Source organism: Chryseobacterium proteolyticum, from assembly GCF_046591535.1.
Classification (GTDB): Bacteria; Bacteroidota; Bacteroidia; order Flavobacteriales; family Weeksellaceae; genus Chryseobacterium; species Chryseobacterium proteolyticum.
Map to the genome: position 1 here is coordinate 804,196 of NZ_JBJLWK010000003.1, position 17,568 is coordinate 821,763.

The window sequence follows — 17,568 nt, forward strand, 5'->3', positions numbered from 1 at the left end:
TCTCCAAATTACCCTGAAAATTTTGGAGAATTTTATGTTTTTATTACCAAATATTAAAGTCCAGTTTTTTCATACCACTGTTTTTTTCATTAAATTTGTAACTCAAGTATATTAATTAATAATAAACAACTGGAAGCATTTTGCAGATAGTATAAACAGAAAAATTATGAGTTACATTTCTTACATTGAAGCGAGACAAATTTTGGATTCAAGAGGGAATCCTACAATAGAAGTTGATGTATTCACGGAGAATGGTGCAATGGGGCGTGCTGCGGTACCTTCAGGAGCTTCTACGGGAGAGCATGAAGCCGTTGAATTACGTGACGGAGGTTCAGAATATTTGGGGAAAGGTGTCCTTAAAGCCGTTGAGAATGTAAGAGAAGTTATTGCTCCTGAATTAGTAGGGCTTCCGGTTTATGACCAAAACCTTTTAGATCAGATCATGATCGACCTTGATGGAACTAAGAATAAAGGAAATCTTGGAGCAAATGCTATTCTTGGAGTTTCATTAGCAGCAGCAAAAGCAGCAGCAACAGAGTTAAGAATGCCATTATATAAATATGTAGGAGGAGTAAATGCAAATACACTTCCTGTACCTATGATGAACGTAATCAATGGAGGATCACACTCAGATGCGCCAATTGCTTTCCAGGAATTTATGATCATGCCTGTAAAAGCAGATTCATTTTCCCATGCATTGAGAAAAGGGACTGAAATTTTCCACAGCTTAAAATCTATTCTTCATTCAAGAGGTTTATCTACAGCGGTGGGTGACGAAGGAGGTTTTGCTCCAACGTTTACAGGAACGGAAGATGCTTTGGATACATTACTTCAGGCTATTGAGAAAGCAGGTTACAAACCTGGGGATGATATTATGCTGGCGCTGGACTGTGCTGCATCAGAATTCTATAAAGATGGAATTTACGATTACAGAAAATTCCAGACGGCTGACGCTGCTCAGTTCACAAGCAGTGAGCAGGTTTCTTATCTTGCTGAATTAGCAGCTAAATACCCTATTATCTCTATCGAGGATGGTATGCAGGAAAATGACTGGGAAGGTTGGAAAATGTTAACGGATAAAATCGGAGACAGAGTTCAGCTTGTAGGTGATGACTTATTCGTAACCAATGTTGAGAGACTTGCAAGAGGTGTTAAAGAAGGTATTGCCAATTCAATCCTTGTAAAAGTAAACCAGATAGGTTCTCTATCTGAAACGATGGCTGCTGTACAAATGGCTCAGCACAACAAATTTACTTCAGTAATGTCTCACAGATCAGGAGAAACAGAAGATTCTACTATTGCTGATTTAGCAGTAGCTATGAACTGCGGGCAGATCAAAACCGGATCAGCTTCAAGATCAGACAGAATGGCTAAATACAACCAGTTATTGAGAATAGAAGAAGCTCTTGGAGAAACAGCTATTTTCCCAGGATTGGAAGCATTCAAAATTAAAAGATAATTGAAAATATAAATAACGGCGAACGATAATTTGTTTGCTGTTTTTTTATGGAATTTTAGTAAATTTAAAAAAAAATAAATAAATAATGTCAGACAACAAAGTTATATTGAATTACGACGGTAATTCATATGAATATCCTATCGTGGATAGTACTATCGGAGACAGAGGGATAGATATTTCAAAACTAAGAGACCAGACGGGTCTTATTACCCTGGATTTAGGGTATAAAAACACCGGAGCTACCATTAGTGATATTACTTACTTGGACGGAGATAAAGGAGAATTATTCTACAGAGGTTATCCAATCGAACAGATTGCTGAAAAATCTAACTTTACGGAAGTAATGTATCTTTTATTACACGGTGAATTACCTACTCAGGATCAGTACAGTTCTTTCGAAAACAATATCAAAAAATATAACTTCATCGCAGACGAAATGAAAAAGATCATTGATGTTTTTCCTCGTTCTGCTCACCCTATGGGAGTATTATCTTCCCTGACTTCTGCATTAACCGCTTTTAATCCAAAAGCTGTTAACGTAAATTCTAAAGAAGAAATGGACCATGCTGCTGAATTGATGATTGCTAAATTCTCTCATCTTTGTGCATGGACTTACAGAAAAACTCAAGGTTTACCATTAAACCATGGAGATAACAATCTTAACTATGTTGAGAATTTCTATAAAATGGCTTTCAGATTACCAAATGCTGATTTCGAAATCGATCCGGTAGTTGTAGGTGCATTGGATAAGTTATTAATTCTTCACGCTGACCACGAGCAAAACTGTTCTACATCTACTGTAAGAATGGTAGGTTCTGCTCATACAGGTCTTTTTGCTTCTATCTCTGCTGGGGTATCTGCACTTTGGGGGCCTCTTCACGGTGGCGCTAACCAGGCAGTAATTGAAATGCTTGAATTAATTGAAAAAGATGGAGGAGATGTTTCTAAATATGTTGCAAAAGCAAAAGATAAGAACGATAACTTCCGTTTGATGGGATTCGGACACAGAGTTTACAAAAACTTCGACCCAAGAGCTAAAATCATTAAGAAAGCTGCTGATGATATTCTTAGTGCATTAGGAATCCAGGATAAAGCTCTGGATATTGCAATGCAATTAGAAAGAGTAGCTCTTGAGGATGAATACTTCATTGAAAGAAAATTATATCCAAACGTAGATTTCTATTCAGGAATTATTTACAGAGCGTTAGGAATTCCTACAGAAATGTTCACTGTAATGTTTGCATTAGGAAGACTTCCGGGATGGATTTCTCAGTGGAAAGAAATGAGATTAAAAGGAGATCCTATCGGAAGACCAAGACAGGTATATCAAGGAGCTCAGCAAAGAGACTATATCGATATGGTAAACAGATAATATCTGCTTCAACAATAAAAAAATCCCAAAGTGAGCTTTGGGATTTTTTGTTTCTTATCATATTCTTTGTAGGGTGTAGGAGGAAGAATTATAATAAAAAAATGATGGGATTTTAAAAATCGGATGTTGAAATTTCTTATTTTTACTTGGTGTAAAAAACTAATATACAATGACTTTCGGGCAACAATTGTTATTCTTCTTTAGTGCTGTAGGAGCTTTTAACGGGCTTTTGCTTGGTTTTTACCTTTTGTTTGTTAAAAAGCTGAAGTACCTTCCTGATTTCTTTCTAGGCCTGATTTTATTAACTTTAAGCATAAGAGTCGGCATATCTGTATGCATCTATTTTTATCCGGACTTACCCAGGATTATTCCTCATCTTGGATTGTCTGCATTGTTTTTTACCGGACCTGCGATATATTATTATATCCGATCATCTTTTTTAAAAGAACAGTTTATCCTTAAAAATTGCAGAAAGTCATTTGGTATCTTGACATTAATTTTGGGTACTGTAGGTCTTTTATACCTTTTTTTTTCCGGTAACGTGGGATAGTTATTTCGGTACTTTTATTTATTCAGTATGGACAATATTTGTATTCATGTCGGTGTATGAGTATTATAACAGGACTATAAAACAATCACAAAAGCCGGATAAATTCATACTACCGGTTCTTATTAGTAATCTGATTATATTCTTAACATATCAGCTTATTTCTACAGGCTGGGTTCAGATCTATTGTGCAGGTGGGAGTTTAGTGTTTTCATTTGTTCTGTATGCGAATTTTCTCATTTTGTTTAATAAAAAGTACCATACTACCGAAATAAAGGAGCCTGGTAGGTATTCTAATAAGAAAATATCGAACGAGCAGGTAGACAGCTTTGTTTCAAAACTCGAGAAATTAATGGAAGTCGAAGAACTGCACAAAAATCCTAATTTGAAATTAAATGATCTGGCAATAAAAATGGGGATATCCTCTCACCAGCTTTCTCAGTTGCTTAATGATAATCTGGGAAAAAGTTTTTCAACTTACATTAATGAGTACAGGATTCACGAAGCCTGTGTGATCATTGAAAACGGTTCATTTCTAAAAATTGAAGAAATCGGATACGAAGTAGGATTTAATTCTAAATCGACATTCTTTTCGACATTCAAGAAAATAAAAAATACTACACCTCTTTTATACAGACATTCGCAAACGCCATCTGTAAGCGAACTTCAGAGTTCAAATTTATAATTTCGTACTTCGGAATTTAAACTTTAAAACCTCCTTTGTATTTCCGAATCCTACTTTTGGTTTCATAAAATATAAAATTTATGAACCTAAGATTGTGGACGCTGATCATGGTATTGTTTCTGTCATATTTTGCTAAAGCCCAAAAGAATATTCAAGGGAAAATTGTGGATTCTGAGACAAAGGCTAACCTTTCGGACGTTAATCTTTCATTTTTCAATGGACTCACTTCCCAACTTATTGAGAAAAAAGCGACAGATTCTCTAGGCCGTTTTAGTTTTAAAGGTTTCCCGGAAGGACTTTATGTAATAGTAGAAAAAAGAGGATATGAAACAAAACGGTTGGATACATTCAGGGAAATTTCTGTCATTGAAATGGTCCCATCCGGAAAAACTATTGAAGAAATAGTCTTACAATCACCATCCCGTAATATAAAATTGAATGATGGAAATACGGTAATGAATATAGCCGGGAATAAGGATTTTAAAACGGCAACTCACATGCTGGATGTACTGAGGAAAACACCCGGAGTGACGGTGGATCAGGAAGACGGGATATTTATCGGTGGAAGAATAGCTCCTGCAATTTTCATTGATGGAAAGCCTGTAGTGATGAGTATTCAGGAAACTCGAGCTTATCTGCGGTCCTTATCTCCTGAAATGGTTGAATCTATTGAAATAAATACCAATCCGTCATCTAAGTATGATGCTGAGTTCAAAGGTATCATTGATATCAGACTTAAAAGAAATGCGAATCTGGGCTGGAAAGGAAATTATAATGGAAATATTTCAGTTAATAAGTTCAATTACCGGGAAAACTCTTTGACGTTATCTTATAACACTGAAAAGATAGCATATCAAATGCAGGTGGGTTATAATGAGGGAGTTTCAACTTATCGTTACAATGCGCTGCAACGACTTGCTAACACAAATGTTATGAGAACTGAAACCTATCAAAAAGATGCGGGGAAGGTAACCTCTGTTCTTACTGGCATTGATTACCGGATAAATAGTAAGAATCGACTACGGTTTACACTGAGAGGGAATTTTAGAAATAATAACAGGACACGAACAGGATCATTGTATACTACCAATGAAGATGAAACGCAGTTAATTTTTAATACTGAAAGCAATAATCCCACAGAATACGGTCAGGAGAATTATGGAATATCGACAGATTATTCATGGAGGGGCAAAAACTTTGAAGTGAATTTCTTAGGAAATTATCTACTGGTTAACAACAAGCAAAAAGATGATTTTATTAATAAGAAGCGACCTGATTATGCGTTATTATCATATTGGAAATCCGATTTATCAAATAGGATAAAAATTTATACTGCTCAACTTGATGTTCGTCAAAAAGTGAAAAATACTAATTTTGAAGCCGGAATAAAATATGGCAATACAGAAACCAGCAACAACATCAGGTATGATACATTGGCGTTAAATAATCAGTTTGTTCCGGATCCTACGCGTAGTAATATGTTTTCATACAAGGAAGAGGTATTTGCAGGATATGTAGCTTTCAGCCGGAAACTTAACAAACTTCAAATCAATGGGGGAATAAGATTTGAAAACACAAAAAGTATTTCCGATGCAATCAGTTCCGATTCTGTGGTAGCAAGAAATTATGTTGAGTGGTTGCCATCCTTTGGAATAAATTACGCCTTTAACAAATCTAATGAGATTTCTGTTTCATACAGCAGGAAAATTACACGACCGATTTTTTCACAGCTCAATCCTTTTAGGTTTTACTTCAGCCCATTGAACTATTGGATTGGAAATCCTTATTTGCAACCTTCATTTACCAGTCAGATCAAGGCAACTTATCGTTATAAAAATTGGGTGACAGATTTAACGATAGGAAAAGAAACGGATGTTATGGTCCGATATCCGAGATATGATCCCAAAACAAATGTTTTAGAATATTTAGGGACGAACTTACCTTATCGGAATTTTGCTATTCTGGAAATGAGCTTTCCTATAAAAATTACAAAGTGGTGGAATATCAATACGCAGATTACAGGATATTATAATTACGAATTCCGGCCTTATTTTAATGAGGTGTTTGCTTTTTCAATTTACAATTATGAGCTGAGATTTAATCAGGTATTTTCACTACCTAAGGGCTACACTGTAAATCTTTTTACAAACTATGAATCTAAAACGGGAAATAGCCTGTATATCATTAAGCCCATGTATACGGTCGATCTTTCAATACAAAAAACATGGTTTGACAATAAGCTGAATACAAAGATCAGTTATAATAATATGTTTGACTCATATGATCAACGTCTGGTATTCAGGCATAAGCAAATCATAGATAACCAATTTACCCATTGGTGGGACAGCCGGAGATTTCTGGTTGCGGTAAGTTACAATTTCGGAAGCTCAAAATATCAGGGAAAGGAAATACAGAAAACTGACGAGGAGAATAGATCAAGATAAAATAAAACCTGCTACAAGAAATAGCAGGTTTTTGTTTTTTTTTAATTATGGACATACACAATTACCACATGTCCAGATTCTGCAGCTTCCGTCATCATTCCATTCACAGCAGTATCTCGGCTTCGTTGGGCCAGCACCTCCAATAATTGATTTCTGTTGATCTCTTCCTAATTTTTGTGCATTTTTTAGCACTGAAATGTTCTTGTTCATGATTTTGATTTTTTGATGTTGATGATTTAGTTTTAATTTTACATAAAATTATATCACTAATATAGGAGTTTTATTTGTAATATTTACTATTATTTTTCAACAAATGTAGATGATAAACAGTTGTTTATAGATTTTTTTAAAGTTTAACGGGTCTCAGAAATGAATGAGTAGCATTATTCTATTGTAACCAAGAATAAATTCTTAGAGAAACTAATTCAAAAGTTTTCCAGCTAGGGACCTTTACTTATATTTGTACATTGCATAAATCTTTATGAAACTAAATATTAAAAACGAAACGGGGAGGTTAAAATCAGTTGTTCTGGGCCAACCTAATTCTCTGGGACCGGTTCCCACCCTTGAGGAAAGCTATGATGCCAAGTCATACTACTCAATCGAACACAACATATATCCTAAAGAATCGGATATTATTGATGAAATGAATGCTTTTGAAGCAGTACTGAAAAAATACGATGTGGAAGTTTTGCGTCCGAGCATTATCAAAGATTACAATCAGGTTTTTGCAAGAGATGTTGCTTTTGTAATTGATGATAAGATGATTATTTCCAATGTAATTGCTGACAGGGCAGATGAGCAGGAAGCTTACAAAAAAGTTTTTGAGAAAGTGGCCTGGAGAAAAATTATTAATCTCCCGGAAACGGCTCATATTGAAGGTGGAGATGTTATTGTCTGGGATGATTTCCTGTTCATAGGAACTTGCTTTAGCGAAGATTACAGAAATTACAAAACAGCAAGAACCAACGAATACGCCATAGAGATCCTAAAAGAGTACTTTCCCAAAAAGAGGATCATAGACCTCGAGTTAAAAAAGAATGATAAAATTCCTTTCGAGGGTATCCTTCACTTAGATTGTACATTCAATCCTGTTGGAAAGGATAAATGCCTTATCTATAAGAATGGTTTTGTGGACGAAAGCGATTATCGTTTGATTGTTGATATTTTCGGGGAGGAAAATTGTTTCCATTTGACAGATGAAGAGATGTTTGAAATGTTTCCTAATATCTTTTCTATATCTCCTGAAATAGTGGTTTCAGATCAAACATTTACAAGAATGAACAACCATCTGAGAAATGAATGGGGAATGGCCGTAGAAGAGATTCCATACCGTGAAATTTCCAAAATGGGCGGACTTTTACGCTGCTCTACAATGCCATTAGTGAGAGAATAATAAAGTAAGAGTGTGAAAAAGTTTGAGAGTAGGAGGTTTTGAGGGTGTCGTTTTCTTATGAATAAAATTTAAATTATGTCAATAGTTAAGTTTCATCAGGATTTAAGAGTTTTTCAAAAATCTTTTGAAATGGCCATAGCGGTTTATGAACTTTCAAAATCTTTTCCGAAAGAAGAACTTTATTCTCTTAAAGATCAAATCAGAAGGTCGTCCAGATCGGTCTCAGCTAATATTAGTGAGGCATGGGGAAAAAGGAAATATGAAAAGTCTTTTATCGCAAAACTTACAGACTCAGAAGGTGAAGCAAGAGAGACTCAGACTTGATTACAATTTTCCTTAGCGTGTAAATATATTAATGAAGAGCAATTCAATAATTTAAATAATCAGTATAATCAAATAATTGGGATGTTGGTTAGTATGATAAATCAATCTGAAAAATGGTGTTCATTTTCATCTTTTAATCATGAAGATGGTAATTTCTAATTTTAAACAGATTAAGACTCTCATACTCTCAAACCCTAATATTCTCAAACATAAAAATAAATGCAAACTACAGATACAGTATTAATGATTGAACCGATTGCTTTCGGTTATAATGCGGAGACCGCAGAAAATAATTACTTTCAGGTTGAACAGAAAGATTCGGATGTTCAGGCTAAAGCTTTAAGCGAATTCAATGTTTTTGTTGAAAAGTTAAGAAATAAAGGGATCAATGTGATTACAATTAAAGATACCCCAGATCCTCATACTCCGGATTCTATTTTTCCGAATAACTGGGTAAGCTTCCATAATGATGGTAAAGTAGTTTTATACCCTATGTTTGCTTCAAACAGAAGAGTTGAAAGAAGAGAAGATATCCTGGAAACAATAAAAAGCAAAGGTTTTGAAATAACGGAAGTAGATGATTGGTCACTTCCTGAAATCCAGGGACACTTTTTAGAGGGAACCGGAAGCATGATCTTTGACCATGACAATAAAATCGCTTATGGTTCTGTTTCTTTAAGATTGGATGAAAAATTATTCAGAGATTTTTGCGAAAAATATGGTTTCGAGCCTATTGTTTTTCATTCTTTTCAGACCGTAGGTTCAGAGAGACTTCCTATTTACCATACCAATGTTATGATGTGTGTAGCTGACAAATTTGTTGTCATTTGCCTGGACTGTATAGATAGCGAGCTTGAAAGAAGTAAAGTTATTGAAACCATCAAAAATTCAGGAAAAGAAATTATTGAGATTTCAGAAGAACAGATGCAGCAATTTGCGGGGAATATGCTTCAGGTCCAGAATAAGGAGGGTCAGAAATTTCTAGTAATGAGCCAGACTGCATATGAATCTTTAACATCAGATCAAGTATCAGCCATTGAAAAATATTGTGAAATTATCTATTCAGATCTAAATACAATAGAAGTAAATGGTGGTGGAAGTGCACGTTGTATGCTGGCAGAGGTTTTCTTGCCTAAGAATTAGATATAAAAGGAAAATAATATATTTGCGCAAAATATAATTAATTGGAATTATCAACCAGTAAAGGTTTACATATTCTTCTAACTTTGGAAACGGAGTTAGAAGATTTGCTATTAGACAGTAATGGTTTTCTTAAATATACCGAACGAATTTTGGAAAATAAAGAAGTTGAAATCGTGGGAATAATGAATCACATATTTGAAAACCAAAGCTTTACTTCTGCTGTATGCCTTAAAGAATCTCATTTGTGTATTCACACATGGCCTGAGTATAAGCAATTAACATTTGATGTTTTCCTTTGCAATTATCTAAGGGATAACACCGATAAAGTTGAACAAATTGCACATGAGATTATTCATTACTTTAAAGCTAAAGTCATCCAAAAACACAAGATTTATAGATAAAAAATGGATTATGTTTGTCCCATCTGCAAAACTGTAAACACACACGAAATTAATTTTCCTGTAAATGAGTACGTGTGCAGATCATGTGCTAATCTTATTAATGTACACAAAAACGCTTCAAGTATGGTCGTTAAAAAGCCAGTTGAAAATGTTGTGTTGGATATTGGAAGAAAAGGAATAATAAATGATACAGAATATAGTGTTGTAGGAATTATTGTTCGTAAATATGGTTCAAGTATTTATTGGCGTGAGTATTATTTGAAGGATGAAAAGAGGAATGATGCTTTTCTGAGTGAAAGTAATGGGCATTGGGTCTTCTTGTTACCTCTGGCTAAAGAGAACTTAAGAACAAAAAGTTCTAAGCAGATTTTTAGGGATCAGAAGACATATAGATGGTATGAAACTACGCAATGTTATATTGATGCAGCAGCTGGTTTTTTTGAAGATGCATTGAACTTTAATTTGGCTACTTATAAAGAATATGTCAATGGTACAGAAATGATTTCTCAAGAACAGTCTGTAAGCGCCACGGAATATTTTGTGGGCAATCATGTTTCTAAGCATACTATAAAAAGAGCATTTAAAATTCCACATCTTCCGAATTATTCAGGAATTGGGATTGTACAGCCATTTTATTTTAATTTAAAACAGGCTATTAATATTCTTTGTATTGTTGCACTCTTAATTTGCCTGTTACAATTGTATGTTTATACTTCACGAAGTAACTATACAGTATTTGAGCAGACGGTAAAGTTTGAAGATGTGAAAAATAAAGAAATGGTTAGCAAAAGCTTTTCTCTTTCCGGAGGTTCAGCTCCTTTGAAAGTAAATTTACATTCAGCTGTAGATAATTCATGGGCGAATGTTCAATTGAGTCTTGTTAATGAAAATACAAACGAAGTTGTTTATACCTCTAAAGATATTGAAGAGTATCATGGATATGAAGATGGTGAAAACTGGAGTGAAGGTAGTACAAGCGAAGAATTTAATCTTTGTGGTATTTCTTCCGGGAAATATCATTTTGTAATTTCAGCTGAAAAACAGGAATCTATTTTAACTAGTACAGCTTCTAATTATTATACCTCCGCGGACGGTGGTGTAAGTTTATCCAGGGAAGCATCTGGAATAATTAATGTGGTGAACAATAATACACGAGAATCAGCGTCATTTGGAGATCTTAATACATTAAGAAAAGATCAATCTGATATAGGTGAACTTGTAAGAAGAACTTTTGGAAATCAAAATCTAGACTCGCTTCTTAGTTTAAATACAACGTTATCAGAGGCTTCACGAAATATAGAGAATAGAGATAATAGTTCTGTGGATATTAAAGTAACCTGGTTACCTGTCTCATTCTGGAACTTTGGAATTGTCCTAACTTTGATGATTATTTTCTTTATCATTTGTTATTGGGGCAGACATCTCTTCAATGTATCCAAATGGAGTGATAGTTCAAATTCACCATATATGCAATCTTAATTATGTCAGTAGTATTTAATTATCTAAAAGAAAATTGGTTCGTCTTCTTAGTAGGGGGGATATTTCTGACTTGGTTTATATACCTTACATATGAAGGAAATCAAGTTTGCGATTGTGAAAAAACAGAAACTTATCGCGATGGAACAACAAGAAGTCATACTTCAAGAGTTGGCTTCTATAGATTTTACCACAAATAAAAATTACATATGGACAAAATTAATTTATTGCCAATAATTAATTCAATTCTTTATTCATTTTTAGGAATAGGGATTTTATTAATCTGCTATCTTATCGTTGAAAAATTAACACCCGAAAGGACATGGCATGAAATTGCTAGAAATCAAAACGTAGCTTTAGCTATTATTTTTGGAGCGATCATCGTTGGAATTTCAATTATCATAAGTGCAGCAATTCATGGATAAGAAGAGGATTCCTCTGGAGTTACTTTTAATGTTTTCAGTGTTTGTTATTGCAACCTGTGGATTATTTTACGAATTGGTTGCTGGGGCATTGGCAAGTTATCTTTTAGGAGATTCTGTAAAGCAATTTTCATTTATTATTGGAGTTTATCTTTTCTCAATGGGGGTTGGATCCTATTTTGCAAAATTCATAAAAGGAAATCTTATTGATAAATTTATTGAAATAGAAATTCTTGTTGGAATAATCGGGGGGATAAGCTCTGTTATTTTATTTACATTATTCAATGCTTTAGCTCATTTCGAGAGTGTTTTGTACTTGTTTGTCTTTTTTACCGGAACGCTTGTGGGTGTGGAAATCCCTCTTCTGATGAATATTCTAAAAGATAGAATTGGTTTTAAGGATTTAGTTTCCAATGTTTTTGCATTTGATTATGTCGGAGCTTTATTAGCATCTATCCTTTTTCCTCTTGTCCTTATTCCAAATTTAGGAATTGTAAAAACCCCTTTATTCTTTGGGTTAATTAATATTTCGATTGCTATCTTTTTATGTTTTTATCTTAAGAAAGAATTATCAAGTCCACTTTCTTTAAGAGTGAAATCAATTGGAGCATTTCTATTATTGTTGGGACTTTTTATATTCTCAGATAGGATTCTGTCTTATTCTGAAGAGAGATTATATGGCGAAAATGTAGTGTATACAAAAAGTTCGCCTTATCAACGGATTGTATTAACAAGGAATAATCGTGAGTTTCGATTATATTTAAATAATAATCTCCAGTTTTCTTCCACAGATGAATACAGATATCATGAAGCATTGGTGCATCCGGTAATGTCAATGGCTAAAAATATCAGCAATGTATTGATATTAGGCGGAGGTGATGGATTTGCAGTTCGGGAAGTGCTAAAATATAAGGATGTTAAAAATATCACTTTAGTAGATTTGGATGGTGAAATGACTAATTTTTTCAAAACTAATGAAACAATGCGCAAACTTAATGATGGCTCTCTATCAAATACCAAAGTAAATGTTATCAATAAAGATGCTTATGTTTGGGCTAAAGAGGGTACAAAGAAATTCAATGTGATTATCGTTGATTTTCCAGACCCGTCAAACTACAGTTTGGGAAAGCTTTATTCACTGCAATTCTATAAAGAATTGGAAAGACTTGCAACAACTGACACTAAAATTGTAGTGCAGACAACATCTCCTTATTTTGCACCAAAGTCATTTTGGTGTATTGAGAAAACACTCCATCAGATATTTCCTTTTACATCTGCTTATCATGCTTATGTTCCTTCTTTCGGTGAGTGGGGATTCTCTATGGCCTCTTTTGAACCAATAAATAACAAAGTCTACAGAAGAATTCCTAATTTGAGATTTTATGATTATAACTTCTCACAGCTGTCATACTTTAGCAAGGACATGAAAATAAATAATGTGGAAGTTAATAGATTGGATAACCAGATATTAGTTCGATACTTTGATGAAGAGTGGGGGAAAGTACAGTAGGAAAGATTTTCTTAAAACGATGGTTTTTGGAAGTCTTATTTTTCCTTTTTTACAATATTGTGAAAAGAAGGGGAAATCTCTATTGCTTAGAATTACAGGTACTAATCACATTCTTGGACATCAACTTTGGGCTAAAGATTTTCCCGCCCCTACTGAAGAAATACATAAAAAATATCTTATCGTTGGAGGTGGAATATCGGGCCTTTCTGCATGTCGATTTTTAAACAAAAATAACCAGGATGATTATCTGTTAATTGAAATGGAAAATCACTTTGGAGGGAACTCTTCGAATGGTGAAAATAGATATTCAAAATTCCCTTTAGGAGCACACTATCTGCCTTTACCTAATAAGGAGAATAAAGAAATTATTGATTTTTTGCAAGAATGCGGGATCTATGAGGGAGATGATGAAAGTGGAGAGCCAATACTCGATGAATATCAAATGACGTTTCCCCAGCAAGAAAGACTATTTTATAAAAATGCCTGGCAAAATGATATTGTTCCTCAAAAAGGAATTTCTGCTGAAGTCCAACATGAGCTTAATCGGTTTTTTAAACTTATGGATGATTATCGTGAGAAAAAAGATCTAAATAATAAATATTGGTTTGCTATTCCAGTTGAAGATTCCAGTAGGGAAGTTGAGGGGGTAAAATTGGAAAAAATACTTTTCAAAGACTGGCTAAAACACCAGTGTTTTAAATCTGAAGAATTACTATGGTTACTGGATTATTCCTGCAGGGATGACTATGGTTTAGGAATTGATTATGTTTCAGCATGGGCTGGTATTCACTATTTTGCCGGAAGGAAAAATAATTGGAGCAAAAAATATAAGGATCAGGTTTTTACGTGGCCTGAAGGAAACGCCAATCTGGTAAAACATTTTTTTAAATATATAGAAGGAAAACAATTAACGAATCATTTGGTTTTTGACGTAAAGTTAAATGAGAATAATGCTGAGATTTTATCTTTTGATAATGTTCAAAAAAAAGACAAAAAAAAATAATTGCTGAAAAGGTTCTATTCGCAACGCCACAATTTGTAAATGAGAGAGTTTTTATGGATAGAGATACAAAATCTTTCAACTATGTACCTTGGCTTTTAGCAACAATTACCTTGAAAAATGAATTTGGAGGAGATGAAGAATTAGCATGGGATAATGTGATTTATGGATCTGATGGTCTTGGGTATATCTATAATCAGCATCAGAATGTCAATCAGATTATGGGTGAAAAAGTAATCACATACTATAGAAGTTTTTCGACTAATGATTGTAGAAAAGCAAGGAGAAAACTATTTTCTATGGATGAAGATAACCTTAAGAATTTTGTTTTAGATGATCTTAAGAAAGCTCACCCTTTAATTGAAGATTTTATTATTGAGATGCAATTTCATAAAATTGGTCATGCTATGATTGCTCCTGTTCCTGGTCAAATTTTTGGAAAGGCTGAAATGGCTAAGCAGTCTATTGGAAATAGAATATTTTTCGCTCATACTGACCTTTCAGGAATATCTATTTTTGAGGAAGCTTTTTATCAGGGAATCAGAACTGCAGAAAAGATGATATGAAGCAGCCTTGGATTCATAATGCTAAAACAGATGGTTGGTTTATACTTGCACCTCCCTTTTTGATTTTGTTAATCATTTGTGTTTTTCAGAAGGAAATTCTAAATTTAGAAAACGAATATTCTTTTTACACCTGGTTATTCCTGATTGTATTTGTAGATGTAGCTCACGTTTACTCAACCTTATTTAAAACTTATTTTATTAAAAAAGAGGTTCAGCGCAAAAAGCTTTTATATTTGGGGATTCCTTTGTTGAGTTGGATTTTGGGTTTGTTGCTCTATCAATTCGGCAGCCTGACCTTTTGGTCATTTTTGGCTTTGGTTGCTGTTTTTCATTTTATTAGACAGCAATATGGTTTCATGCGAATTTATTCCCGTTTAGAACCAAATATCTGGAGTAAGAAAATAGATGAGGTGGCTATTTACACAGCAACGATTTATCCTATGCTATATTGGATAAAAACACCTAGGGCGTTTACATGGTTTGTTGAAAATGAATTTGTCTGGCTTAGAAGCTTACCAGATTATATAAATCTTATTACAGTCTTATATTTTATTATTTTGTCCGTTTGGATCGTCAAAACTGGTTTTGATATTTTTAAGGCCAGGCAAATGAACATCCCAAAAGTCGCCCTAATTGTAGGGACATATCTTTCCTGGTACTTTGGAATTGTATATTTTAATAATGATTTGATATTCACTTTATTGAATGTATTGTCGCATGGAATTCCATACATCTCCCTGATTTATATTAGAGAAATTAAGCAAAAGGATAATGCCCAATTAAACAAGATATCCCTGTTTAAATCTGCTTTTGGAATTTATTTATTCATAATAATCATTGTTGCATTCGCTTTTTTTTGAAGAATTTTTATGGGAAATATTGGTATGGCGAGAGCACTTTTCAGTAGGCTTCCATTCTTCTTTAAATTGGCTTCACTTTATTGTCCCTTTATTAGTTGTTCCTCAATTAACCCATTACCTATTAGATGGCTTTATTTGGAGAAAACCGAAAAAAGTTAAGTAAATTTGGATCTTACATAAAAATTATGAAGATGCGGAAGTACTTTTTTATGATGCTTGTTTTGTTGGGAACAAGTCTGAAAGCCCAGCAAAAAACATTTTGTAATCCCATTAATATCGACTACGGATATACGCCTTTTGAATCTTTTTCCCAACAGGGAAAACACCGGGCGACTGCTGATCCGGTTATCGTGAACTTTAAAAACAAACTTTTTTTGTTTTCCACAAACCAGGAAGGTTATTGGTATAGTGATGATATGCTTGACTGGAAATTTGTACAAAGAAAATTTTTACGTGATAAGAAATATATTCATGATCTAAATGCACCTGCAGTTTGGGCCATGAAAGATACTTTATATGTTTTCGGCTCGACCTGGGAACAGGACTTTCCGATCTGGAAAAGTACAAATCCCACGAAGGATGATTGGAAAATTGCTGTAGATACTTTAAAAGTCGGAGCCTGGGATCCTGCCTTTCATTATGACGAAGACAAAAATAAACTCTACCTGTATTGGGGTTCAAGTAATGAATGGCCCTTGCTTGGAACAGAAGTAAAAGTAAAGACATTACAATCTGAAGGGTTTGTAAAACCTATATTGAGATTAAAGCCGGAAGATCATGGCTGGGAACGTTTTGGAGAATATAATGATAACGTATTTTTACAGCCTTTTGTTGAGGGTGCATGGATGACGAAACATAATAACAAATATTATATGCAGTACGGAGCTCCCGCTACTGAATTCAGTGGATATTCTGATGGAGTGTATGTGAGTAAAAATCCTTTAGAAGGTTTCGGATATCAACAGCATAATCCCTTTTCATACAAACCAGGTGGTTTTGCAAGAGGTGCCGGACATGGAGCAACCTTCGAAGACAATTATAAAAACTGGTGGCATGTTTCAACAATTTTTATTTCCACAAAAAATAATTTTGAGAGAAGACTGGGGATCTGGCCTGCAGGTTTCGATAAAGATGATGTAATGTATTGTAATACATCCTATGGAGATTACCCTACTTATCTTCCACAATATGCGCAGGGAAAAGATTTCTCCAAAGGTCTTTTTGCAGGTTGGATGCTGTTGAATTATAATAAGCCTGTCCAGGTTTCTTCGACCTTAGGAGGATATCATTCAAACTATGCTGTTGATGAAGATATAAAGACCTACTGGAGTGCTAAAACAGGTAATTCTGGTGAGTGGTTTCAGACGGATCTTGGCGAAGTTTCCACAATCAATGCAATTCAGATCAATTATGCTGATCAGGACGTGGAATTCTTAGGGAAGAATTTAGGGAAAATGCATCAATACAAAATCTATGGATCCAATGATGGGAAAAAATGGACTGTTATTGTGGATAAAAGTAAAAACACAAAGGATGTTCCTCACGATTATGTGGAGCTGGAAAAGCCGGCAAAAGCAAGATTCCTTAAAATGGAAAACCTTAAAATGCCTACCGGAAAATTTGCATTAAGTGGTTTCAGGGTATTTGGAAAAGGAGCGGGACAAAAACCTCCAAAAGTTCAGAACTTTGTTCCTTTGCGTGCTGATGCAAAAAAATATGGAGAAAGAAGAAGTATCTGGATGAAATGGCAGCAAAACCAGGATGCCGATGGGTATGTAATATATTGGGGTAAGTCGCCGGATAAATTATACGGAAGCATCATGGTATATGGAAAGAATGAGTATTTCTTTACTGGAGCAGACAGAACGGATGCGTATTATTTTCAGATAGAAGCTTTCAACGCTAATGGAATCTCGGAAAGAACAGAAGTAATGAAATCAGAATAAAAAATAAGCGCTTATTT

General features: G+C 34.3%; 17 protein-coding genes. 16 read left to right on the forward strand and 1 reads right to left on the reverse strand.

Features of this window, described 5'->3' with window-relative positions; all coding sequences use genetic code 11:
- The first annotated feature begins 166 nt into the window (after positions 1-166).
- The 5 genes from eno to ACJ5H0_RS14795 all read left to right on the forward strand — a co-directional run bounded on the left by eno (position 167) and on the right by ACJ5H0_RS14795 (position 6,507).
- Positions 167-1,459, forward strand: a complete 1,293-nt coding sequence (eno, locus tag ACJ5H0_RS14775) for a phosphopyruvate hydratase (RefSeq protein WP_172284488.1) — start codon at positions 167-169, stop codon at positions 1,457-1,459.
- Positions 1,460-1,544: 85 nt separating this feature from the next.
- The gene (locus ACJ5H0_RS14780; protein WP_172284486.1) at positions 1,545-2,831 is read left to right on the forward strand and encodes a citrate synthase; all 1,287 of its coding nucleotides are present in this window, start codon (positions 1,545-1,547) and stop codon (positions 2,829-2,831) included.
- 169 nt (positions 2,832-3,000) lie between these two features.
- The gene (locus tag ACJ5H0_RS14785) at positions 3,001-3,381 is read left to right on the forward strand and encodes a hypothetical protein (RefSeq protein WP_411250045.1); all 381 of its coding nucleotides are present in this window, start codon (positions 3,001-3,003) and stop codon (positions 3,379-3,381) included.
- A 46-nt stretch (positions 3,382-3,427) separates the two neighbouring features.
- The gene (locus ACJ5H0_RS14790; protein ID WP_411250046.1) at positions 3,428-4,063 is read left to right on the forward strand and encodes a helix-turn-helix domain-containing protein; all 636 of its coding nucleotides are present in this window, start codon (positions 3,428-3,430) and stop codon (positions 4,061-4,063) included.
- 80 nt (positions 4,064-4,143) lie between these two features.
- Positions 4,144-6,507 carry an outer membrane beta-barrel protein gene (locus ACJ5H0_RS14795; RefSeq protein WP_411250047.1) on the forward strand — a complete coding sequence of 788 codons (2,364 nt, stop codon included), beginning with the start codon at positions 4,144-4,146 and terminating at the stop codon, positions 6,505-6,507.
- Between the two features lie 45 nt (positions 6,508-6,552).
- Here the strand turns inward: ACJ5H0_RS14795 and ACJ5H0_RS14800 are convergent, their stop codons facing one another.
- Positions 6,553-6,717, reverse strand: coding sequence for a hypothetical protein (locus ACJ5H0_RS14800; protein WP_172284474.1), 165 nt, complete (start codon positions 6,715-6,717; stop codon positions 6,553-6,555).
- Between the two features lie 271 nt (positions 6,718-6,988).
- Between ACJ5H0_RS14800 and ACJ5H0_RS14805 the strand changes: the two genes are divergently transcribed.
- From ACJ5H0_RS14805 to ACJ5H0_RS14855, 11 genes are all read left to right on the forward strand, one after another.
- Positions 6,989-7,903 (forward strand): dimethylarginine dimethylaminohydrolase family protein, encoded by a 915-nt coding sequence (locus ACJ5H0_RS14805; protein ID WP_411250048.1) that lies wholly within the window; start codon positions 6,989-6,991, stop codon positions 7,901-7,903.
- 75 nt (positions 7,904-7,978) lie between these two features.
- On the forward strand, positions 7,979-8,227 hold the full coding sequence (locus ACJ5H0_RS14810) for a four helix bundle protein (RefSeq protein ID WP_411250049.1): 249 nt from the start codon (positions 7,979-7,981) through the stop codon (positions 8,225-8,227).
- A gap of 219 nt (positions 8,228-8,446) precedes the next feature.
- Positions 8,447-9,370: a citrulline utilization hydrolase CtlX gene (gene ctlX, locus ACJ5H0_RS14815; RefSeq protein ID WP_411250050.1), complete on the forward strand. Its 924-nt coding sequence runs from the start codon at positions 8,447-8,449 to the stop codon at positions 9,368-9,370.
- 41 nt (positions 9,371-9,411) lie between these two features.
- Complete coding sequence (locus tag ACJ5H0_RS14820; protein WP_411250051.1) at positions 9,412-9,771, forward strand: S-adenosylmethionine decarboxylase family protein; 360 nt, start codon at positions 9,412-9,414, stop codon at positions 9,769-9,771.
- A 123-nt stretch (positions 9,772-9,894) separates the two neighbouring features.
- Complete coding sequence (locus ACJ5H0_RS14825) at positions 9,895-11,250, forward strand: DUF4178 domain-containing protein (protein ID WP_411250052.1); 1,356 nt, start codon at positions 9,895-9,897, stop codon at positions 11,248-11,250.
- A 206-nt stretch (positions 11,251-11,456) separates the two neighbouring features.
- Positions 11,457-11,672: a DUF350 domain-containing protein gene (locus ACJ5H0_RS14830; protein WP_411250053.1), complete on the forward strand. Its 216-nt coding sequence runs from the start codon at positions 11,457-11,459 to the stop codon at positions 11,670-11,672.
- The gene (locus ACJ5H0_RS14835) at positions 11,665-13,179 is read left to right on the forward strand and encodes a polyamine aminopropyltransferase (protein WP_411250054.1); all 1,515 of its coding nucleotides are present in this window, start codon (positions 11,665-11,667) and stop codon (positions 13,177-13,179) included. The genes ACJ5H0_RS14830 and ACJ5H0_RS14835 overlap by 8 nt, the downstream gene beginning before the upstream one ends.
- Before the next feature lie 19 nt (positions 13,180-13,198).
- Positions 13,199-14,182: an NAD(P)-binding protein gene (locus ACJ5H0_RS14840; protein ID WP_411250055.1), complete on the forward strand. Its 984-nt coding sequence runs from the start codon at positions 13,199-13,201 to the stop codon at positions 14,180-14,182.
- Positions 14,183-14,235: 53 nt separating this feature from the next.
- Positions 14,236-14,745 carry a hypothetical protein gene (locus tag ACJ5H0_RS14845; protein ID WP_411250056.1) on the forward strand — a complete coding sequence of 170 codons (510 nt, stop codon included), beginning with the start codon at positions 14,236-14,238 and terminating at the stop codon, positions 14,743-14,745.
- The gene (locus tag ACJ5H0_RS14850) at positions 14,742-15,605 is read left to right on the forward strand and encodes a hypothetical protein (RefSeq protein WP_411250057.1); all 864 of its coding nucleotides are present in this window, start codon (positions 14,742-14,744) and stop codon (positions 15,603-15,605) included. The genes ACJ5H0_RS14845 and ACJ5H0_RS14850 overlap by 4 nt, the downstream gene beginning before the upstream one ends.
- Before the next feature lie 191 nt (positions 15,606-15,796).
- Positions 15,797-17,551, forward strand: a complete 1,755-nt coding sequence (locus tag ACJ5H0_RS14855) for a discoidin domain-containing protein (protein ID WP_411250058.1) — start codon at positions 15,797-15,799, stop codon at positions 17,549-17,551.
- The last annotated feature ends 17 nt before the right edge of the window (positions 17,552-17,568 follow it).